Source organism: Dactylosporangium sp. CA-139114 (assembly GCF_050955725.1).
Lineage (GTDB): Bacteria > Actinomycetota > Actinomycetes > Mycobacteriales > Micromonosporaceae > Dactylosporangium.
Genome location: NZ_CP192080.1, coordinates 9,257,386 through 9,276,792, shown reverse-complemented (window position 1 = coordinate 9,276,792; position 19,407 = coordinate 9,257,386). Strand labels below are relative to the sequence as shown.

At 72.5% G+C, this 19,407-nt stretch carries 13 protein-coding genes; 7 read left to right on the top strand and 6 right to left on the bottom strand.

The features are described from left to right. The first annotated feature begins 14 nt into the window (after positions 1-14). The 4 genes from mtrB to hpf all read left to right on the top strand — a co-directional run bounded on the left by mtrB (position 15) and on the right by hpf (position 5,528). Complete coding sequence (gene mtrB, locus ACQP2P_RS41655; protein ID WP_433619501.1) at positions 15-1,613, top strand: MtrAB system histidine kinase MtrB; 1,599 nt, start codon at positions 15-17, stop codon at positions 1,611-1,613. Further along, a complete protein-coding gene (locus ACQP2P_RS41650) occupies positions 1,610-3,550 on the top strand; it encodes an LpqB family beta-propeller domain-containing protein (protein ID WP_433610568.1) in 1,941 nt (646 codons plus the stop codon). Before mtrB ends, ACQP2P_RS41650 begins: the two co-directional genes overlap by 4 nt. A gap of 11 nt (positions 3,551-3,561) precedes the next feature. Continuing rightward, positions 3,562-4,332 carry a ComF family protein gene (locus ACQP2P_RS41645; RefSeq protein ID WP_433619499.1) on the top strand — a complete coding sequence of 257 codons (771 nt, stop codon included), beginning with the start codon at positions 3,562-3,564 and terminating at the stop codon, positions 4,330-4,332. Positions 4,333-4,877: 545 nt separating this feature from the next. After that, positions 4,878-5,528, top strand: a complete 651-nt coding sequence (gene hpf, locus ACQP2P_RS41640; protein ID WP_433610566.1) for a ribosome hibernation-promoting factor, HPF/YfiA family — start codon at positions 4,878-4,880, stop codon at positions 5,526-5,528. Positions 5,529-5,865: 337 nt separating this feature from the next. On the opposite strand, the gene ACQP2P_RS41635 is transcribed toward hpf, so the two are convergent. Then, positions 5,866-6,918 (bottom strand): GNAT family N-acetyltransferase, encoded by a 1,053-nt coding sequence (locus ACQP2P_RS41635; protein WP_433610564.1) that lies wholly within the window; start codon positions 6,916-6,918, stop codon positions 5,866-5,868. Beyond that, positions 6,915-8,063 (bottom strand): GNAT family N-acetyltransferase, encoded by a 1,149-nt coding sequence (locus tag ACQP2P_RS41630; RefSeq protein WP_433610562.1) that lies wholly within the window; start codon positions 8,061-8,063, stop codon positions 6,915-6,917. The genes ACQP2P_RS41635 and ACQP2P_RS41630 overlap by 4 nt, the downstream gene beginning before the upstream one ends. Positions 8,064-8,234: 171 nt before the next feature. Here ACQP2P_RS41630 and secA point away from each other — a divergent pair, with 171 nt between their 5' ends. Then, complete coding sequence (gene secA, locus ACQP2P_RS41625) at positions 8,235-11,162, top strand: preprotein translocase subunit SecA (protein WP_433610560.1); 2,928 nt, start codon at positions 8,235-8,237, stop codon at positions 11,160-11,162. 1,265 nt (positions 11,163-12,427) lie between these two features. Here secA and ACQP2P_RS41620 read toward each other — a convergent pair. Beyond that, positions 12,428-12,934: an Rv3235 family protein gene (locus ACQP2P_RS41620; protein ID WP_433610558.1), complete on the bottom strand. Its 507-nt coding sequence runs from the start codon at positions 12,932-12,934 to the stop codon at positions 12,428-12,430. Positions 12,935-13,757: 823 nt separating this feature from the next. Next, positions 13,758-13,991, bottom strand: coding sequence for a helix-turn-helix domain-containing protein (locus ACQP2P_RS41615; protein ID WP_350612106.1), 234 nt, complete (start codon positions 13,989-13,991; stop codon positions 13,758-13,760). A gap of 103 nt (positions 13,992-14,094) precedes the next feature. Here ACQP2P_RS41615 and ACQP2P_RS41610 point away from each other — a divergent pair, with 103 nt between their 5' ends. After that, the gene (locus ACQP2P_RS41610) at positions 14,095-14,601 is read left to right on the top strand and encodes a DUF6912 family protein (protein WP_433610555.1); all 507 of its coding nucleotides are present in this window, start codon (positions 14,095-14,097) and stop codon (positions 14,599-14,601) included. 123 nt (positions 14,602-14,724) lie between these two features. Here the strand turns inward: ACQP2P_RS41610 and ACQP2P_RS41605 are convergent, their stop codons facing one another. Then, complete coding sequence (locus tag ACQP2P_RS41605; protein ID WP_433610553.1) at positions 14,725-15,591, bottom strand: hypothetical protein; 867 nt, start codon at positions 15,589-15,591, stop codon at positions 14,725-14,727. 122 nt (positions 15,592-15,713) lie between these two features. Here ACQP2P_RS41605 and pruA point away from each other — a divergent pair, with 122 nt between their 5' ends. Further along, positions 15,714-17,333: an L-glutamate gamma-semialdehyde dehydrogenase gene (gene pruA / locus ACQP2P_RS41600; protein WP_433610551.1), complete on the top strand. Its 1,620-nt coding sequence runs from the start codon at positions 15,714-15,716 to the stop codon at positions 17,331-17,333. A gap of 328 nt (positions 17,334-17,661) precedes the next feature. On the opposite strand, the gene ACQP2P_RS41595 is transcribed toward pruA, so the two are convergent. Continuing rightward, positions 17,662-19,383: a hypothetical protein gene (locus ACQP2P_RS41595; protein WP_433610549.1), complete on the bottom strand. Its 1,722-nt coding sequence runs from the start codon at positions 19,381-19,383 to the stop codon at positions 17,662-17,664. Between the last annotated feature and the right edge of the window lie 24 nt (positions 19,384-19,407).

The window sequence follows — 19,407 nt, the reverse complement described above, 5'->3', positions numbered from 1 at the left end:
TCGTCCCGCAGGCCATGAGCCGGCGGCTGTGGCGGCTCTGGGCCGTCGCCCGCCGGCAGTGGCGCCGCTCGTTGCAGTTCCGGGTCGTCGGCATCACGCTGTCGCTCTCCGCCGCGCTCGTGCTGGCCTTCAGCTACACGGTCGCGTCGCTGATCAGCAACGGCGTGCTGCAGAGCAAGCTCGAGCAGTCCAAGACGATGATCGACAGCGGGGCCGCCTACGCGATGCGCGAGCTCGCGGGCTTCACCCAGCCCGACGACCCCGGCCTGCCGCCGAGCGTGAAGAACGTCGTCACCCAGCTCTACGGGTCGATCAACAACCAGAAGGCCGAGGTCGTCATGCTGCGCAGCAGAGGGCCCCTCGCCGCCTCCTGGCCGCCCACCCGCGACAAGGACGTGATGGACGACCCGCAGGTCAAAGGCCTGCGGTCGCTCGTGGTCGGGTCGAAGGGCGGCACCTACGAGCAGCTCGCCACGCTCGACATCGGCGACGGCACGCAGAAATACCTCGTGATGGGCACCCCCGTCGCGGTGGGCTCGGTGCCGATCGAGCTGTACTACGTGATTCCCCTGAACAACGAGGACGAGCTCGTCCGGTTCACGGGCGCCGTCGTGACCGGGACCGGCATCGCGCTCGTCGCGCTGCTCGCCCTCATCGCGGCCATGATGACCCGGCTCGTGGTCACGCCCGTGCGGGTGGCCGCGCGCACCGCCCAGCGGCTCTCGGCCGGCCTGCTCGATCAGCGCATGGTCGTGCGCGGGGAGGACGACCTGGCGCGGCTCGCCGCCGCGTTCAACCAGATGGCCGCCAACCTCCAGCGCCAGATCGTGCGGCTGGAGGAGATGTCCCGGCTGCAGCGGCGGTTCACCTCCGACGTGTCGCACGAGCTGCGCACGCCGCTGACGACCGTACGGATGGCGGCCGACCTGCTCTTCGCCTCGCGCGACGAGTTCGACCCGGCCGCGGCCCGCAGCGCGGAGCTGTTGCAGGCCGAGCTCGACCGGTTCGAGGGCCTGCTCACCGACCTGCTGGAGATCAGCCGGTTCGACGCCGGGTTCGCCGCGCTGGACGCCGAGCCCACCGACCTGGTCCCCGTCGTGCGGCGGGTCACCGACCAGCTCCTGTCGCTCGCCGAGCGGTGCAAGGTCGAGCTGAAGGTCGTCGTGCCCGAGGGTGAGGTCATCGCCGAGGTCGACCCGCGCCGCGTCGAGCGCGTGCTGCGCAACCTCGTCGGCAACGCGGTCGAGCACGGCGAGGGCAAGCCGGTCGTGGTCACCCTGGCCGCCGACAGCTCGGCCGTCGCCGTGACCGTCCGCGACCACGGCGTCGGGCTCAAGCCGGGGGAGGAGAAGCTGGTCTTCAACCGATTCTGGCGCGCCGACCCCTCGCGCGCCCGGCAGACGGGTGGGACCGGCCTCGGCCTGTCCATCAGCCTCGAGGACGCCCGCCTGCACGGGGGCTGGCTGGAGGCCTGGGGCGCGGCCGGCAAGGGCGCCCAGTTCCGCCTCACGCTGCCGGCCCGCAGCGGGGACCGGCTGGTCTCCTCGCCGCTGCGGCTGGTGCCGGACGACGCCCGCGCCGACGAGGCCGCGCTGATCGGCGAGACCCCGTGACCCGCTCGTTCCGTCCTTCCGCGGCTGCCCGGACCGCCGTGGCCGCCCGGCTGCGGCGGGGGCTGGCCACTGTGGCGACGCTCGCCGCGTTCGCCGTGATCGGCGGCGGGTGCGGGCTGCCGTCGCAGACCGAGCCGAGATACGCGGGCCCGGCGCAGAGCCCGGCCGCGGCCCAGGGCGGCCAGAAGACGCCGCCGCAGCCCACCGACGGGATGACCTCGGAGCAGCTGATCGAGCGGTTCCTGCAGGCGTCGGTCGGGGCCAACCTGGGCGGCGGCGGTGACGGGGGCGAGCCGGACGCCAACAAAGACGCGCTGGACCGGATGAAGCATTTCATGGTCGCCGCGACGGCCGAGGCCTGGAAGCCGCAGAAGCCGGGCGGCGTGGTCATCGTGCGGGACCCGCACATCGAGCCGGTCCCCAACGGCAACGGCCGCGACACCGCCGAGGTGAAGCTGACGCCTCTGGGCGTGCTGAACGAGAGCGGCCAGGTCACCCGCTGGGCGAGCGGCACGCTGCCGACGGCGACCTTCTCCACCGTCCTGGTCGGCGGCCAGCGCCGGCTGCAGGACGTGCCGACCGACTACATCTACATGAGCGAGTCGGGGCTGCGGGAGTGGTATACGCAGCAGCCCATCTACTTCTGGAGCAACGGGGGCGACAGCCCGCGGCTGGTGCCGGATCTGCGATACATGCCGAGCTCGCTGTCGCCGGCCAAGCAGGTGGCCGAGACGATGCGGTGGCTGCAGCGCGGCCCGGGGCAGCTGCTGTCGCCCGTGGTGAACAAGTGGGCCGACGCGTTCGAGGTCAAGGACAACCCCGTCCTCGAGGACTCCGACGTCAAGGTGAACCTCAGCGGCAAGGCGGCCGGGCAGAGCAGGGAGGACCTGATCCGGCTCGCGCGGCAGATCCGCTGGTCGCTGCCCGACCACAAGCCGGTGAAGCTGGCCATCGAGACCCAGGACTTCGGGGTGGACACGGAGGGGTATGTCGACTACAACCCCGCGGTCGAGGCGGCGACGGTAGATCAGGGCAAGGTCTACGTGATCGTCAACGAGGCCGTGCGCAGCATGACCCTCGGCTCGGGCGTGACCGAAAACCCGCTCTTCGCCCCGGGCGGTCAGAACAAGGGGGTCGTGTCGGCGGCGATCAACCGGCAGGGCAGCCGGGCGGCGCTCGTGACCAAGTCCCAGACCGCCGGCAAGAGCGAGCAGCACCTGCTCGTCTACGCGCCGGACCAGTCGGTGGGCAGCACGCCCAAATACGCCGACGTCGGCATCGCCGCGCCGCGGCTGAGCCGGCCGGCCTGGATCAGCTATCCCGTCAAGCGCCTGATGATCGCCGATGGCAACCAGCTGTGGGTGAGCCGCACGGAGGAGGGCAACAAGGAGTACGACCCCGTGGAGCTCGGCGCGACGTCGAGCGCGGCGATCACGGCCTTCGCGGTGGCGCCCGAGGGCCGGCGCATCGCGTTCATCTCCAACCGCCAGCTCATGGTCGCGCCGCTGCTCTACGACAAGGACAGCAACAAGTTCAGCATCGGCACGGTGCAGCCGGTGACCACGTCGCTCGGCGACAACCAGGCGGTCGGCTGGCTCACGGAGACGACGCTGGCCGTGGGCGGCAAGCCGTCTCCCCGGTCGGTGCACCCGATCGGCGTGGGCAACGACGGCCCGCGGTACAACATCGTGGCCGTCACCATCGACGGGGCGCAGGAGGAGCCGCTGCCGGCCTTCTCGCGCACGACGGACGCGGCGACGGAGGTCACCGAGCTGGTGACGCGCGTGAACCGTCCGGGCTTCCCGCTGGACTACTCGATCGTCTCCGAGGCGAACGGAGTGGCCCAGCGCATGTACTCCACGAGCAATGACCCCATTCAGGTGTCTCCGGAACAGAACCCCGCCTCGCTGGTCACTGCCCCCTTCTACGCGGACTGAACCGGGTCGTGATGCGGGGGCTGCGCGGGCTGGCGGAGTCGTTGCTCGACCTGGTGCTGCCGGCCACGTGTGCGGGGTGCGACGAGCCCTCGGCGCGGGCGTTGTGCGAGCGGTGCCGTTCGGCGATGGACGCGGCCCGGCCGCAGCGGACCTCGCCGGATCCTGCGCCGGAGGGGATGCCGGTGACGTTCGCGCTCGCGGCGTATGCGGGGGCGGTCCGGCGGGCGATCGTGCAGTACAAGGAGAAGCATCGCCACGAACTGACCGGGGCGCTCGGGGCTCAGCTCGGCCGCGTGGTGGAGCGCGCCGCGGCCGGTGGGCCGGTCGTCCTCGTGCCCGTTCCCGCCACGGCCGCGGCCGTGCGGCGGCGGCACGGGGACCACATGCTCCGGCTGGCCCGGGCGGCGGCGCGGGGGCGGCCCGGGGTGGCGATCGCGCGGCCGTTGCGGGCGCTCCCTCGGCAGGACGACTCGGCGGAGCTCACGGCCGCGCGGCGCGCGGTGGCGGCCCGGCACGCGTTCGCGGTGCGAGCCCGGCCGGCGGCGGCGCTGCGGGCTCTGGTGAACCGGGAGGGCGCCGCGGTCGTACTCCTCGACGACATCGTCACCACCGGCGTGACGCTGGCCGCGGCGGCGGATCGGCTTGCGGCGGCGGGGGTGCGGGTCGACGGGGCGGCCGTGCTCGCCGCCACGCAGCGGGACGGGACCCGTCGTGTCGGCGCCGGACGCGACGCGGCGCGGCGAGGTGCTGGCTGGGCAACGGGCAAGCGAGGCGACGGCTGAGCGGCGCGGGATCCGATGTCAGGCCCTGCGCGGGATCCGATGTCAGGCCCTGCGCGGGACCCGGTGCTCGGTCCTGCGCGGGTCGGGAGGCGGCAGTCGTTGACGTGAGCCGGGATGCGGGCCGTGAGCCGGAATTCGAGGCTCCCGGCGTTGCCGAGTGGACTTCGGCGGGCCGGGTGGACGGAACGCGGCACTACGCTACGTCAACAATGGATCACGTAGTTTGGTCGATTTATACCGAATGTTACTTCCCGCGTAGCGTGGGGTAATCCCTCGGGGTGGGTTTCGGGCCGGGAACTGATCGTTCTTTTGAACGGGGGGTGACTAGCGGCTGTCCTCGGTTTAACGTCGAGAGACGACCAATGCTTGCCACGGCGGCGCTCTTGGCGAGCCGCGGCGAGAAGGCCGCGAAGGGAGGATCTGACACCCGCTGTTCGGTCGCGTGCCGCGTGGGGCTCAGCCTCTGGGGAGGCGCGTTTCCGGCCGAGTCTCGATACCGAAACCCGAACCCGATCCTTTGGAAGAACCCGTGGGGGAGGTCAGGAGTGGACATCGTCGTCAAGGGCCGCAACGTCGAGGTGCCCGATCACTACCGGCAGCATGTGGCAGAAAAGCTTCAGAAGATCGAGCGCTACGACCACAAGCTCATCAGCGTCGACGTCGAGTTGTTTCACGAGCGCAATCCGCGCCAATCCGATCACTGTCAGCGAGTCGAGATCACGTGCTACTCGCGTGGTCCGGTGATCAGAGCGGAGGCCTGCGCCGCCGACTTCTACAGCGCCCTGGACGTCGCGATCAGCAAGCTTGACAGGCGGCTGAGCCGCGCCGCAGACCGGCGGCGAGTGCACCGGGGCCGGCACGCGCCGGTGTCCGTCGCCGCCGCGACCGCGTCACTCGCATTCACGCCACCCGAGCGGTACACCGCGACCGCGCTCGCCACCCGGGCCGAAACACCGGCCCAGGCCGAGGAGCGTACCGAGGGCTTCGAGCTCATCGAGGATGCCGACGACCAGCCGTGGCACATCGTGCGCGAGAAAGAGCACCCCAGCGAGCCGATGACCGTGGACGATGCGTTGTTCCACATGGAGCTGCTCGGCCACGACTTCTACCTGTTCAACGACAAGGAGTCGGGGCGCCCGAGCGTGGTCTACCGCCGCCGTGCGTACGACTACGGCGTCATGAGCCTCGGCATGTAGCCGCAGCCCCACGCCGAACACCTGTAGCGGGCTCGACGCCGGACCGTCGTCGAGCATCGCACCGAGCACGACCGTGCCCCGGTGGGCCCCCCGCTGCCCCGGGCGACCCACCGGGGCCGGTTGTCCAACCCCGCACCGCCGGCCCGCGCCGCTTTCGCCGGCCGGCGCCGCTTTCGCCGGCCCGCGCTGCCGTCCGCACCGGCCGCCCGCCCGGTGCGCGACGCTCGCGCCGCGCCGCGCCGCGCCGTGCCAGGGCCACGAGCGCGAGGACCGTGGGCAGGAGCGTCGAGCCGGCGGGCACGAGCGCGGCGGCGGGAGGCTCGGCGTCACGTGACGTTCAGGTGCCCGCGGGGCGCACCTTGGCGAACGCGACGTTGTCGATTCGCCCCCCGTCGGGTCCGGGGAGCCGGGCGAGCTGGAGCGCCTCGCGGTGGTACCCGGCCGCCTCCAGCACGCGCTGGGAGGCCACGTTGTCCACGGCGGTGCCGGCGACCATGCGGGCCATGCCGATCTCGAAGCCCCAGCCGGTGACAAGGCGGGCGGCTCGCGAGGCGTACCCGTGGCCGCGCGCCTCGGGCGTGAGGCTGTACCCGATCATCGCCTCCCGCAGCGCGGGCTCGGAGTAGAACAGCGCGATCTCGCCGAGGTACTCCTCGTCGGACGCCCGGCGAATGGTGAGCTCGGCCCGCTGCCCGGCGAGCCACTTCGCGGCGGACTCGGCGCAGTGGCGCTCGACCACGGCCAGGTCCAGCGGGGCGGCGACGACGGACCTTCCGCTCACGTCGGGACGGATCCGCAAGGTGTACGTCGGGCCGGCGTCGGCCGGCACCAGGGGTCGCAGGGTCACCACGCCGTCGGTGAGCCGGCCCCCGGGCAGGTCGGGCAGCGCCCGCGGGCTCGGGCCGGCCGGATCGTCGTCGAGCCGCGCCCAGACCACCATGTCGAACCGCGAGCCGTCCGGCCGCCGCCCGCCCCCGCGCGCGACGCCCTCGCGGATGAAGCCGGCCGTCACCGCGACCCGTTGACTGGCGATGTTCTCGGCCTCGATCTCGAGGTACAGCCGATGGAACTCGCCCTTGAAGAGCTCCTGGCTCAGCCGGCCGAGCGCGGCCGAGGCGACCCCGCGCCCGCGGGCCGCCGGGCTGACCCAGTAGCCGATCGAGGCGACGCCGGGGCCGCGCGGGATGAAGCCGATGCAGCCGAGCACCTCGCCGGTGGCCCCGTCGACCACCGCGCGCTCGTTGGCGCCCCGCTCGATGAAGGCCAGCGCGTCCGCGTGGGTGTACGGGGCCGGGAGCATGGGGAGGTACCGCCGCGTCGTCGGGTCGTCGACGGCGGCGACGATGGCCTCGGCGTCCTCGGGGCGCCACATGCGCAGCTCGACGCTCACGAGAGGTCCCCCGGCAGCAGCGTGGCCACCCAGCCGTCGACGCGCTCGCCGCGCTGGACGCAACTGTCGCGCTGCACGCCCTCCACCTTGAACCCCACCTTCTCCGCCACCCGGCGGGACGCGTCGTTGCCCACGTGCGCGCGCCACACGATGCGACCCAGCGCCAGCCGCTCGAAACCGTATCCGCACGCGGCCCGCACCGCCTCCGTGGTGTAGCCCTTCCCGCGCGCCCAGGGCGCCGCGGAGTACCCGACCTCGGCCGTCACCGGGTCCAGCGCGCTGATGCGCAGGTCGACGGTGCCGGCGAAGCGGTCGTCGCCGTCGGCGAACGCGAAGCCGACGCCGGTGCCGCGCAGCCACATCGCCGGATACGCGTGGGTGATGAAGTCCAGGCCCTGCTCGGGGCCGTAGTCCAGCGGGATCGAGGTCCACTGCACGGTGCCCGGGTCGCGGAAGGTGGCCACGACGTCGTCCAGGTCGCTCTCGCGCAGGAGGCGCAGCGTGCACGGGCCGGCCGGCAGGCGCCCCGGCGGGTGGCTGAGCGCCTGGGCCCGCCGCGCGCCCGGGCCGCCCGGCGCCACCCAGGCCGGCGGCGTATCGCAGACCTCGCCGGGCAGCAGCACGCCGTGCCAGCCGTCGACGAAGCCGCCCCCGCGCGCGGGCAGCGCGGCGCGCGCGACCCCGTCGAAGGTGAACCCGATCCGCTCGGCGGTGAGCTTGGAGGCGTGGTTGCCCACCTCGGCGCGCCAGGTCAGCCGGCGCAGGCCGAGCACCTCGAACGCCCAGTGCGCGACCGCGCGCCCGGCCCGCTCGGCCACCCGGCGGCCCCGCGCCCACGGCGCCACCCAGGTGCCGAGCTCCCCGTTGCCGCCCGCCTTGTCCAGCGCGACCAGCCCGGACGAGGCGAGCAGTTCACCCGAGCGGGCGTCGAAGACCCCCAGCGGGGCGGAGGTCTGGGTCGCCCACGCCGTCCGGGTGACCGCGCCGGTGAAGTCCTCGGCGTGCTCGGGCAGGTAGGGGACGGGCACCGTGGTCCAGCGCTGGATGCGCGGGTCCTGGCACGCCCGGTAGACGTCCTCGGCGTCCTCGGGCTGCCAGGCGCGCAGGACGAGCCCGTCACCGGTGGCGAGTTCGATGGGGTCCATGAACGCCGATCCTGCCGTACGTCCGGCGCCCTGAGACGGATATTTCCGCGGTACCTCGGGTGATTTGTCCTAGTATGGGGGTTAGTGTCCGAAGAGTAGCCGGGCGGGGGCGGCAGGTCGGCGGGAAAGCCGCCTACGATGGGTCGCAGACGTTTGAGGGAGCGCTGACCCGTGTCGATTTTCGAGAAGATCCTCCGCGCCGGCGAGGGCCGGATGGTGCGCAGGTTGAAGGCCGTCGCCGACGCCGTCAACTCGCTGGAGGACGAGTATGCCGACCTGACCGACGAAGAGCTCGCCGGCATGACCGTGCAGTTCAAGGAGCGGCTCGCCGACGGTCAGACGCTGGACGACATCCTGCCAGAGGCGTTCGCGGTCGCGCGCGAGGCGGCCTCCCGGGTGCTCGGCCAGCGCCACTACGACGTGCAGATCATGGGCGGCGCGGCCCTGCACTACGGCAACATCGCCGAGATGAAGACCGGTGAGGGCAAGACCCTCACCTGTGTGCTCCCGGCCTACCTCAACGCGCTGTCCGGCAAGGGCGTGCACGTCGTCACGACCAACGACTACCTGGCCCAGCGCGACGCCGAGTGGATGGGGCGGGTCCACCGCTTCCTCGGCCTCACCGTCGGCACGGTGCTGCCCAACCAGCCCTCCAGCGCGCACAAGGCCGCGTACGAGTGCGACATCACCTACGGCACGAACAACGAGTTCGGATTCGACTACCTGCGCGACAACATGGCCTGGTCGCGCGACGAGCTCGTGCAGCGGGGCCACAACTTCGCGATCGTCGACGAGGTCGACTCGATCCTCATCGACGAGGCCCGCACCCCGCTGATCATCGCCGGCCCGGCCGAGCAGTCCGCCCGGTGGTATCAGGAGTTCGCCCGCGTGGTGAACCGCCTCAAGCGGGGCAAGGAGGGCGAGGCCGACTACGACGTCGACGAGTCGAAGCGGACCATCTCCGTCACCGAGCGCGGCGTCGCCAAGGTCGAGGACCAGCTGGGCATCGAAAACCTGTACGAGTCGGTGAACACGCCCCTGGTCGGATACCTCAACAACGCGATCAAGGCCAAGGAGCTCTACAAGCGCGACAAGGACTACGTCGTCAACGAGGGCGAGGTCCTCATCGTCGACGAGTTCACCGGCCGCATCCTGCACGGCCGGCGCTACAACGAGGGCATGCACCAGGCCATCGAGGCCAAAGAGGGCGTCGAGATCAAGCAGGAGAACCAGACCCTCGCCTCGATCACCCTGCAGAACTTCTTCCGCCTCTACTCCAAGCTCTCCGGCATGACCGGAACGGCGCAGACGGAGGCCGCGGAGTTCAACAAGGTGTACAGCGTGGGCGTCGTCTCCATCCCGACGCACCGCTCGATGATCCGCGTGGACCACCCCGACGTGATCTACAAGACGGAGAAGGCGAAGTACAACGCCGTCGTCGAGGACATCGTCGAGCGCCACAGCCTCGGCCAGCCGATCCTCGTCGGCACCGTCTCCGTCGAGAAGTCCGAGCTGCTGTCCCAGCTGCTGCGCCGCAAGGGCGTCCCGCACGCCGTGCTGAACGCGAAGTTCCACGCCAAGGAGGCGGAGATCGTCGCGCAGGCCGGCCGCAAGGGCGCGGTGACGGTCGCGACCAACATGGCCGGCCGTGGCACCGACATCCTCCTCGGCGGCAACGCCGAATACCTCGCCAACGCCGAGCTGCGCCAGCGCGGGATCACCGAGGAGGAGACGCCGGAGGAGTACGAGAAGGCGTTCGCGGAGATCCTCCCCGAGTTCGAGAAGCTGGTCGAGCAGGAGTCCGACGAGGTCACCGACGCCGGCGGCCTCTACGTGCTCGGCACCGAGCGGCACGAGTCCCGCCGCATCGACAACCAGCTCCGCGGCCGCTCCGGCCGGCAGGGCGACCCCGGCGAGTCGCGCTTCTACCTCTCGCTGCAGGACGAGCTCATGCGCCGCTTCCGCGCCAGCGCGGTCGAGGCGGTCATGGACCGGTTCAACATCCCCGAGGACGTGCCGATCGAGTCCAAGATGGTCACGCGCCAGATCAAGAGCGCGCAGACCCAGATCGAGGCGCAGAACGCGGAGATCCGCAAGAACGTTCTGAAGTACGACGAGGTGCTCAACAAGCAGCGCAAGGTCATCTACGCCGAGCGCAAGCGCGTGCTCGACGGCGAGGACCTCAGCGAGCAGGTCCGCAACATGATCGACGACGTCATCGGCGCCTACGTCGTCGGCGCCACCTCCCTCGGCGAGACCTCGGAGGACTGGGACCTCGAGCAGCTGTGGACCAGCCTCAAGCAGCTCTACCCGGTCGGCGTCACGATCGAGGACCTCGAGGAGGAGGCGGGCGGCCAGCTCGACCCCGAGTTCCTGCGCGTCCAGCTCATCGAGGACGCCCACAGCGCGTACGACCGCCGCGAGGAGGAGCTCGGCGCCGAGGCCGTTCGCGAGCTCGAGCGCCAGGTGCTGCTCAACGTCATCGACCGCAAGTGGCGCGAGCACCTCTACGAGATGGACTACCTGCAGGAGGGCATCACCCTGCGGGCCTACGCGCAGCGCGACCCCGTGGTCGAGTACCAGCGCGAGGGCTTCGACATGTTCCAGCAGATGCAGGAGGGCATCAAGGAGGAGGCGATCGGCTTCCTCTTCAACCTCGAGGTCCACGTCGAGGAGGCGGTGGAGGAGTCCGTGGCCGTCGAGGCGGCGGACGACGAGACTCCCGCCGTGCCCCTGCCGGAGCCGCACGTCGAGATCCGCGCGAAGGGCCTCGGCGGCAACCGCGCGCCGCGCGCCCTGCAGTACTCCGCCCCGACCATCGACGGCGCGGCCGGCGAGTCCGGGGTCGTCATCGAGCAGGAGCAGGCCCCGGCCCTCGGCCTCGGCACCGGCGCCGGCGGCGCCAACGGCTCGGCCGCGGGCCAGCGGCCGTCGCCCTCGGCCCGCCGCTCGGGCCCGCCGGCGCCGAACGCGGGCGCGCGCAAGCCTTCACCGGGCCAGGCGGCGGCGAGCAACGGTCCGTCGCGCAACGCGCCGTGCCCGTGCGGCTCGGGCAAGAAGTACAAGCGCTGCCACGGCGCCCCGGGCGGCCCGGCCTAACCCGCGCCTGTTACGCCATCGAGGCGGGCGCTCCCTGGGTTTCCCGGGGAGCGCCCGCTTCTTTTTCACGCCAACATTTCGGCCGCGACTCTTCTCGGTCCTGACGCTGCCGTCTACCCCGGACCCCGGCTGTTCGCTGATCTCGAGCTCTGGCGCGGGCGCTTGTCCTTGCGCAGGCTCGGGCTCTCGTCCGGATTCGGGCGCTCGGCTCTACCCTGGCGCAGGCTCTACCCAGGCCCAGGCCCAGGCGCTTTGGCCCCGGCCCTGGCGCTTGGCCCTGGCGCTGGCAAGCGCAGGTCCGGGCACTGGTGCGGGCTCGGGCCGCTGGGCTCCCCTGGCGCCGGCCGCGGGTTGCGGGCGGTGGACGTGTAGTTGCTGGCGCTTGGCGTTGCCGACCTGGGGTTCGTACGCGTACGCCGGGCGCGTTGGAGTTCAAGCGCGCCCGGTCGCGCGGACTTCACCGTGCTGGCCGGGCCGGTTCGCATTCGCGGCGCTCGCCGCACGGGGCGGGTACGAGGTTCGGGGGTTTGCCGGGCGGGTTGGGGGCGGTCGGGTTCGTCGGGCGGGGTGGAGTTGTGGCGCTCGCTGGGGTCGGTGGCCGGCTCGGTGGATGACTGCTACGGCAGCGTGGCCAGGGACCGTCGAGCGGTCGACGAAGGGGAGGGCGGCCGCCGCATGAGCTCTTGGGGGAATGCGGCGGCCGCGTCCAGTGCGGTGGTCTCTGGTTGTAGGCGGTCGCCTCGGGTCGGACCCATACGGCCCGCGGCGGCCGCGTCCAGTGCGGTGGTCTCTGGTTGTAGGCGGTCGCCGCGGGTCGGACCCATACGGCCCGCGGCGGCCGCGTCCACTGCGGTGGTCTCTGGTTGTAGGCGGTCGCCTCGGTCAGGCCTATACGGCCCGCGGCGGCCGCGTCCAGTGCGGTGGTCTCTGGTTGTAGGCGGTCGCCGCGGGTCGGGCCCATACGGCCCGCGGCGACCGCGCCATTGGTGGTGGTTGGAACCCAGTGCACCCGCCGCTTCATCGAGCTACCGAGCACACCGGGGGTACGCGTGGTGGGCGGCGGCCATCGCGCCCCGGCACGATTGGGCGCGATGGCCGCCTTGGAGGGGTTGTCCCGGCCCACCGAATCCGGGACGACCACCCTCCGGAGCCGCCGCTCGTGTGCTGTCCCTCCCCGGAGCCACGAGCGGCGGGAGCGTTGACGGGCCGGGCCGCTCGGCCCCGTGATCGGAGCGGCCCGGGCCTCGCCGTCGCGGTGAGGTGGCTCAGAGGACCTGGACGAGGGTGCAGACCCAGCCGAACACGCCGAAGTTGGGGCGGTTGGTCTTCTCGAAGCGGACGGCCATGGCCCAGCTCGAGGTGCCGTGCTCGAGCACGACCACGCCTTCGGCCACGCCGGCCAAGGGCTCGGCCACGAGCACGCGGCGGACGCGGACGAGGGCGCCCTTGCGGGCGGCGTTGCCGGGGTTCATGCGGATGCGTACGGTCCGGCGTAGCACCTGGTCGCTGACGTCCCCGAACTTCTGTGGGTGGGCCAGGGGCCGGAGCTGGCTGGGCGGGCGGTAGCCGTTGAGGATCTCCACGCACATGGCGGCGAAGCGCTTGACGGCCTGAAACGAGTCGGATCGCACGGTCGGTGGCGGCGGAACGGCCGGGAGCCTGGGCTCGCGCACCGGCGGCCGGGGCGCGGGAGCGGAGCCGGGCGGCCAGTCGAACGGGAGCGGCTCCATCGTGTAGCCGAGCGGGCGCGGCGGCTCGGGCGGCGGATTCACGATCGGAGGGTCCAGCGGCGGGGGCAGGCGCAGGATGACGGCGGGAGCTCCCGGTGTCGGCCTCGCGCTGTTTCGCAGGCCACGGACTTCGGGGCTTCGGCTCGGTCTGGTGCGCGTATCGCCGGCCCGGCGCCGAGTGGGTGGGGGATCGGCTATTCGTGGGACGGCGCTGAGCGTCGGCCGTCGTTCGTGACCATCGTCGCGGTCTGCCCCGTCCTCGGGGTCGGGGCCCGCTTCGGCGGACTGGGCGTGGCTCGGGACGGCTCGCAGGCCGGCCTGGCGTCGTTGAACGGGTCCGGCCCGGAGATGGGCGGCATCGTCGCGAGCCGGCCCGTCGTCGCGAACAGCGGCACCTCCTCGGACCGCCCCCGTTCCCGGAGGAGCGTCGCTGCCTCGGATCGCGGGAGCTCTTCGAGCGGCGGTGCCGTCGCGGGCCGGCGTGGTCATGCGAGCTGACCTGCCGTTGCCGCCACGGGCGGTCGTGGTCGTGCGGGTGGCCGTGGTGTTGCGGGTGGCCGTGGTCGTGCGGGTGGCGCTGCCGTTGCCACCGCGGGTGGCCGTGGACCCGCCGCGTGCGCCGCGGCCCGGACGTTGTTCGGTCGACACCGTCATGAGAAGCCCCCCGATGCTTGCGTTTGCTTTCGTTTGCCTTCAGGAACCGTTGTATCGAGGCCGGGTGATGCCGTCAAGAATGGGGTGGTGGCTTATGGCAGCGTATGTGCGGTTAGGACCGATTCGTCCTTTCGCGCGCGCGGGAGTGCCGTGACCGATTCAGGCAGTACGAGCGAAATATGGAAAGAGGCGAAAGACGTAAATGCGCAGGTCAGTCGAGGTCTGGGGAGGGATCGACGAGGGGGTTGCTGCGCACCCACTCGGCCGTCTCCGCGTACTTGCGCTCGATGTACTCCTCGAGCTTGCTCCGCTCGATGCGCCACTGGCCGCGTCCGCCGACCTTGATCGCCGGCAGCTCCCCGCTGCGCACCATGTGGTACACCTGCGAGGCAGACACGTTCAACTGCTCGGCGACATCGGCCATGAGCAGGAATCGCGGCTCCATCGCCTCAGTTTGCCACCGTTCGCTTGGCACTGGTTACGACGAATCGGTCCGACACGCCCGACATGCGTGTCGAAACCCGGGCAAGGGTGTAGTACAAGGAAGCGTGACGACGGACCTCACGCGCGTGTACCTTCCCGCGACACTCGCTCAGCTCGCCGTGCTGCGAGAGAGCGGCGAGCTGCCGCCGCCGACCGAGGCGCACGCGGTCACGCCCTCGCTGCGGGAGTGGTACGCCGAGGGCGACGAGGAGGAGCTGGAGTACGTCGCCTTCACGCGCGCCGCCCAGAGCGGTCTGCGACTGCTGCGGCACGACGCGAAGGCGCCACGACGCCGGGTCGTGCTCTCGGCCGACCTGCCGGGCGCGATGGTGAAGATGAACGGGCTCGACCTCGGCTCGAGCGCCGTCGAGATCTCCGGGAAGATCGCGCTGCGCACCGTGGCCGCGATCCATGTGGACGGCCACGACGCCGAGGCCGACGTCGCCGCGGCGGCCGATGTGGTCGAGGAGGCGGAGGCGGGTGACCCGGATGCGCAGTTCACTGTGGACAGCGCTGAGGATCACGAGCTGGAGTGGTATGACCCCTCGGAGCTCGACCAGCTCGTCGGTTAGGCCCTGTCCTGTCGGCCGTGTCGAGCCGGGACGAGGGCCGGACTCGCGACGCCAAGGCTGGTCCGGCGCGCTGCGCCAGGCCGGCCCGGCCAAGGCGCTGCGTGTGCCCCGCGGAGGCCTGACCTAAGCGCGCTTGAGGGTTCGCCCGACCAGGATCATCGCCACGAACGCGCCCGCGAACAGCAGGATCAAGCCGTGGTTGACCTGCTCGGGCAGCCGGTTGGCGATGATCGCCGCGTCGAACTCGCTCTGCTTCGCCACCGCGTGCGACAGCGGCAGCGCACCGATCCAGCCGACCAGGGCCGCCGCGAGCGTGAGCAGCCCGGGGAAGGCTCCGGCCAGCGGGTACGACGGCCACGGCAGTGCGAGCCCGGTGCGCCGCAGGTAGCCGAAGGCCACGGCGCCGGCCGCGACGCCGGAGACGATCGAGGTCGTGAGCTGGAGGCGGTACGCCGCATCGGCCATGCTCCCGACCGTCTCCCGGTTGCCGAAGAGGTCGGAGAGGTCGTTCTGGAAGTACGCCGCCAGCAGCCCGATCGCCGAGGCCAGCACGCCCGCCGCCGCGCCCGCCGCGACCGCGCTGATCGGGCGCGCCGCGGCGATGAGGCCGCCCAGCACCCCGGTGACGGCCACCGTGACGGCGACGTAGGCCACGGAGGGGCCCGAGTGGTACGCCGCGAGCATCCCGCCCATCGCGAGCAGCCCGACGGGCAGGCCGCCGAGGGCGCCGTACAGCAGCCGCCCCCGCACCCCCGCCTCGGCCGCGAACCGCCCGACGGCCAGCACTCCGACGGCCGCCCCGGCGATCAGCGTCGGCGTCAGCACGCCCGGCAGCACCAGCGCGGCGACCGCGGCGTCGGGGACGTGCCCGTACGCCGAGAAGAGCGTCAGGAACAGCAGCACGAGCGCGAACGCGGCCACGAACACCGCACGCGCCGGCCGCCACGTCTCCACCGCCGGCTCCGCCACCGCAGCACGCTTCGCAACCACGATCTGCAGCGTACGCGAGTTCGTTTTGGAGCCCGCCTGTGGACAACTTCGGGCAGCCCGCGAGTGCGTGGCAGGATGGGGAAAACCTCGCCAACGCTGCCGAGACGACGTGGGAGACCCTCATGGATGCCTTGATCACCGTGCCCGAGCCCGTAAACGAGCCGGCCCGCGGATATGCCCCCGACACCCCGGAACGGGCGAGCCTGCAGCGCCGCCTCGGCGAGCTGGCCGGCGAGCGGCACGAGCTGACGATGACGATCGACGGCGAGCGGCGGATGGCCGCCGGCGAGCCGATCGACGTCGTGCAGCCGCACCGCCACCGGCACGTGCTGGGTGTGACGCACAACGCGACCACCGATGACGCCGCCCGGGCCGTGGCCGCGGCCAAGCGTGCCGCCCCCGCCTGGCGGGACCTGCCCTACGCCGAGCGCGCCGCCGTGTTCCTGCGCGCCGCCGACCTGCTCAGCGGCCCGTGGCGGGACACGCTCAACGCCGCCACGATGCTCGGGCAGTCCAAGACCGCGATCCAGGCCGAGATCGACAGCGCCTGTGAGCTGATCGATTTCCTGCGATTCAATGTGTACTTCGGGCAGCAGATCCTCGCCGACCAGCCCCGCTCCTCGGCCGGCGTGTGGAACCGTTTCGACCACCGCCCGCTGGAGGGGTTCGTCTACGCGATCACGCCCTTCAACTTCACCGCGATCGCCGGCAACCTGCCCTCCGCGCCGGCGCTGATGGGCAACACGGTGCTCTGGAAGCCCTCGCCCACCCAGCAGCTGGCCGCGCACTACACGATGCGGCTCTTCGAGGCCGCGGGCCTGCCGCCCGGCGTGATCAACCTCGTCACCGGCGACGGGCTGGCCGTTTCCGAGGTCGCGCTGGCCGATCCGGACCTGGCCGGCATCCACTTCACCGGCTCGACCGCGGTGTTCCGCAAGCTGAACCGGACCGTCGCCGAGAACGTGTACCGCTCCTACCCCCGCGTCGTCGGCGAGACCGGCGGCAAGGACTTCGTGATCGCCCACCCGTCGGCCGACCCGGCGGCGTTGATCACGGCGCTGGTGCGGGGCGCGTTCGAGTACCAGGGGCAGAAGTGCTCGGCGGCCTCGCGCGCCTATGTGCCGGAGAGCCTGTGGTCGCGGATCAAGGACGAGCTCGTGGCGACCGCGGACTCCCTCGCCTACGGCGACGTCACCGACTTCACGAACTTCGGCGGCGCGGTGATCGACCAGCGCGCCTTCGACCGGCACGCCGCGGCGCTCGACCGGATCAAGAACTCGTCCTCGTGCACGGTGGTCGCCGGTGGCACTGCCGATGACTCCGAGGGCTTCTTCGTGCGCCCGACGATCGTCGAGTGCACCGATCCGGAGCACGAGGTGTTCACGACCGAATACTTCGGCCCGATCCTCGCGGTGCACGTCTTCGCCGACGCGGACTTCGAGGCGGTCGTCACCCAGGCCGAGTCCGCGGCGCCCTACGCGCTGACGGGGTCGATCTTCGCCACCGACCGGGCCGCCGTCGACCGGGCCACGCACGCCCTGCGCTTCGCGGCCGGCAACTTCTACATCAACGACAAGCCGACCGGGGCCGTGGTGGGGCAGCAGCCGTTCGGCGGCGGGCGGGCCTCGGGGACCAACGACAAGGCCGGTTCCTGGCACAACCTGCTGCGCTGGACCTCCCCGCGCACGATCAAGGAGACCTTCGTCCCGCCGACCGACCACCGCTACCCGCACATGGGCTGACCTCCGGCTCGACGGCACCGCGCGGGCCGGGCTCACGCCCGGCCCCACGCGGCGCACCCGCGGCTGCCGCGAGGTTGGGTGCGGGTCCGCGTTCGGGCCGCGTGTGCCTCGCTCGTTGTCCTGTGGGCCGCGGCGGCGGGTCCGCTTCGGCTGGGCTCGTGTGCGGCGATCCCGCGTGCGGGCTTGCGGCGGTGTGGAGTCCGCCCGCGTGCAGGGCCGCCCGCGGGGTGGTTGGCGCCTGAGCGGCCGCGTTCAGGGGCGTCGAGCCGTGCCGCTGCCCGGGCTGGTGGCGGGGGCGGGCAGGTGGCGGGGCGTGCCGCTGTCCGGGCTAGTGGCGGGGGCGGGCCACGGCGACGATGTTGTCCAGGGTGAAGGCTCGATCGTCGCGGCGTAGGCGGCACCAGGCCTCGATGACCGTGCCGGACAGTTCGGCGTTCTCGATCACGCGCTCCGAGGCGCGGCCGTTCGCGTCCACGTAGCGGATCCAGACCGGGGTGCCGTGCTCGACGGCGTCGGCGAGCAGCTGTGCCTGCTCCGGGCGGAGTTGCGGGGCTCGATGCCGGATCTGTTCGAGGGGTGAGGCGCCTCGCTGCATCGGTACGGCCAGGCGGCGCGCCAGCTCGCCCGGGTCCACGGTCGGCTTCGGGCGGCGGGCGCCCGGCGGGGCAGGAGCGGGGCGGCGCACGGTGACCTTCGGGCCCGACTGCTCGGCCCGGTGACCCAGCTCCCGGAGCGCGGCCAGCAGTGACGGGACGGGTGAGGGGGAGGCGGCGACCGTGGGCGCCAGGCGTTCGAGGCCGAGGGCCGAGACCACCTCGTCCAGGAGGGGCACGTCCTCGCAGACGAGCACGCTCGCCGCGGGTGTCACCCGCAGCGGCGGCGCTGGCAGGAGACGCTCGGCCACCTCGGCGATCGGGCGGCCGTCGGCCAGCGCGCGGCCCAGCGGGCTGATCGAGAACGCGTCCGGCTCGGTCATCACGCACACGCCGAGGAGCGTCGCCTCGGCCACGACCCCGCTCACCGCATCCTCGAGCGTCGGCCCCGCCCGCCCGGCCGGGGACGGTGACACCGGGCGATCGGACGACGAGAACGACCCCGCCCGCCCGGCCGACGAAGGTGACACCGCGCCATCGGGCGAGGAGGGCGAACCCGACGACGGCACCGCGCGCAGAGGCGGGGGAGAGGTCACCGCCCGCGCGGGCAGGGGAGCGGTCCAGCGCACAAGGGGCGCCAGGGACTCGGTGCCGTGCACGGCGGTGTCCGGCGGTAGGTCGTGCAGCACGCGGATCACGACCCGGCGCAGGGGCGGGCCCGACCACCACCCGGACAGCAGCCGGGCCAGGCGATCGGGCGCCGGTTCGTCGGCGAGTGCGGCCGTGGTCGGCACCAGGTGGGCGCCTTCGGGGGCGAGGAGCCCGGCCTGCAGTACGACATCCGCGAAATGCGCGACGAGGGGCTCATCGAGGCCGAGCTCCGCGGCCAGCCGGGCGAGCTCGCGCGCCGCCACGCCGCCGTTGCGCTGGCGGGCCAGGGGGTGCTCGGCGGCCTCCGCGAGCAGGGCGGCCGCGTGGTCCAGCAGGGCCGCCGCGGACTGCCCGGCGGCGGTGCGGATGGCGCCCCGGTCGGCGGGGCCCAGCGCGGGCGCGGGGGGAATCGGATCGAACGCTCGTTCCGCGGTGGGCTCGAGCTCGAGCCCGGTCGAGGTCCACAGGTCATCGCCCTCGGGCCACACGAGTGCGCGCTGGCTCAGCACGCGCAGGGTCGCGTCCAGGGAGGAGTCGTCGGGGGCCAGGTTCAGCTCCGCCGCCAGCCGGGCGCGCGGGATCGGCGCCTCGCCGAGGCCGGCCAGGGCCTCGATGACCTGCAGGGCCGGCAGCGGCAGGGTGGCCACGACGTCGGCGACCGCGGTGCGTGTGGACAGGCGCGCGGCGAGCGCCGTGAGGTCGCCGGGGGAGGGGGCGGTGAGGGCGTCGGGGCGGCGCCGCAGCAGCTCGCCCAGCTCTGAAGCATCGAGACCCCGCAGCCACCGGACCAGTGCGCCTCTCGCCACGACTGGTGACCTTATAGCGTGGGC

Excerpts from the sequence above, each read along its gene's own strand:
- mtrB (WP_433619501.1), top strand. The coding sequence starts at position 15 with ATGAGCCGGCGGCTGTGGCGGCTCTGGGCCGTCGCCCGCCGGCAGTGG.
- ACQP2P_RS41645 (WP_433619499.1), top strand. The coding sequence starts at position 3,562 with ATGCGGGGGCTGCGCGGGCTGGCGGAGTCGTTGCTCGACCTGGTGCTG.
- ACQP2P_RS41630 (WP_433610562.1), bottom strand. The coding sequence starts at position 8,063 with ATGGACCCCATCGAACTCGCCACCGGTGACGGGCTCGTCCTGCGCGCC.
- ACQP2P_RS41615 (WP_350612106.1), bottom strand. The coding sequence starts at position 13,991 with ATGGAGCCGCGATTCCTGCTCATGGCCGATGTCGCCGAGCAGTTGAAC.
- pruA (WP_433610551.1), top strand. The coding sequence starts at position 15,714 with ATGGATGCCTTGATCACCGTGCCCGAGCCCGTAAACGAGCCGGCCCGC.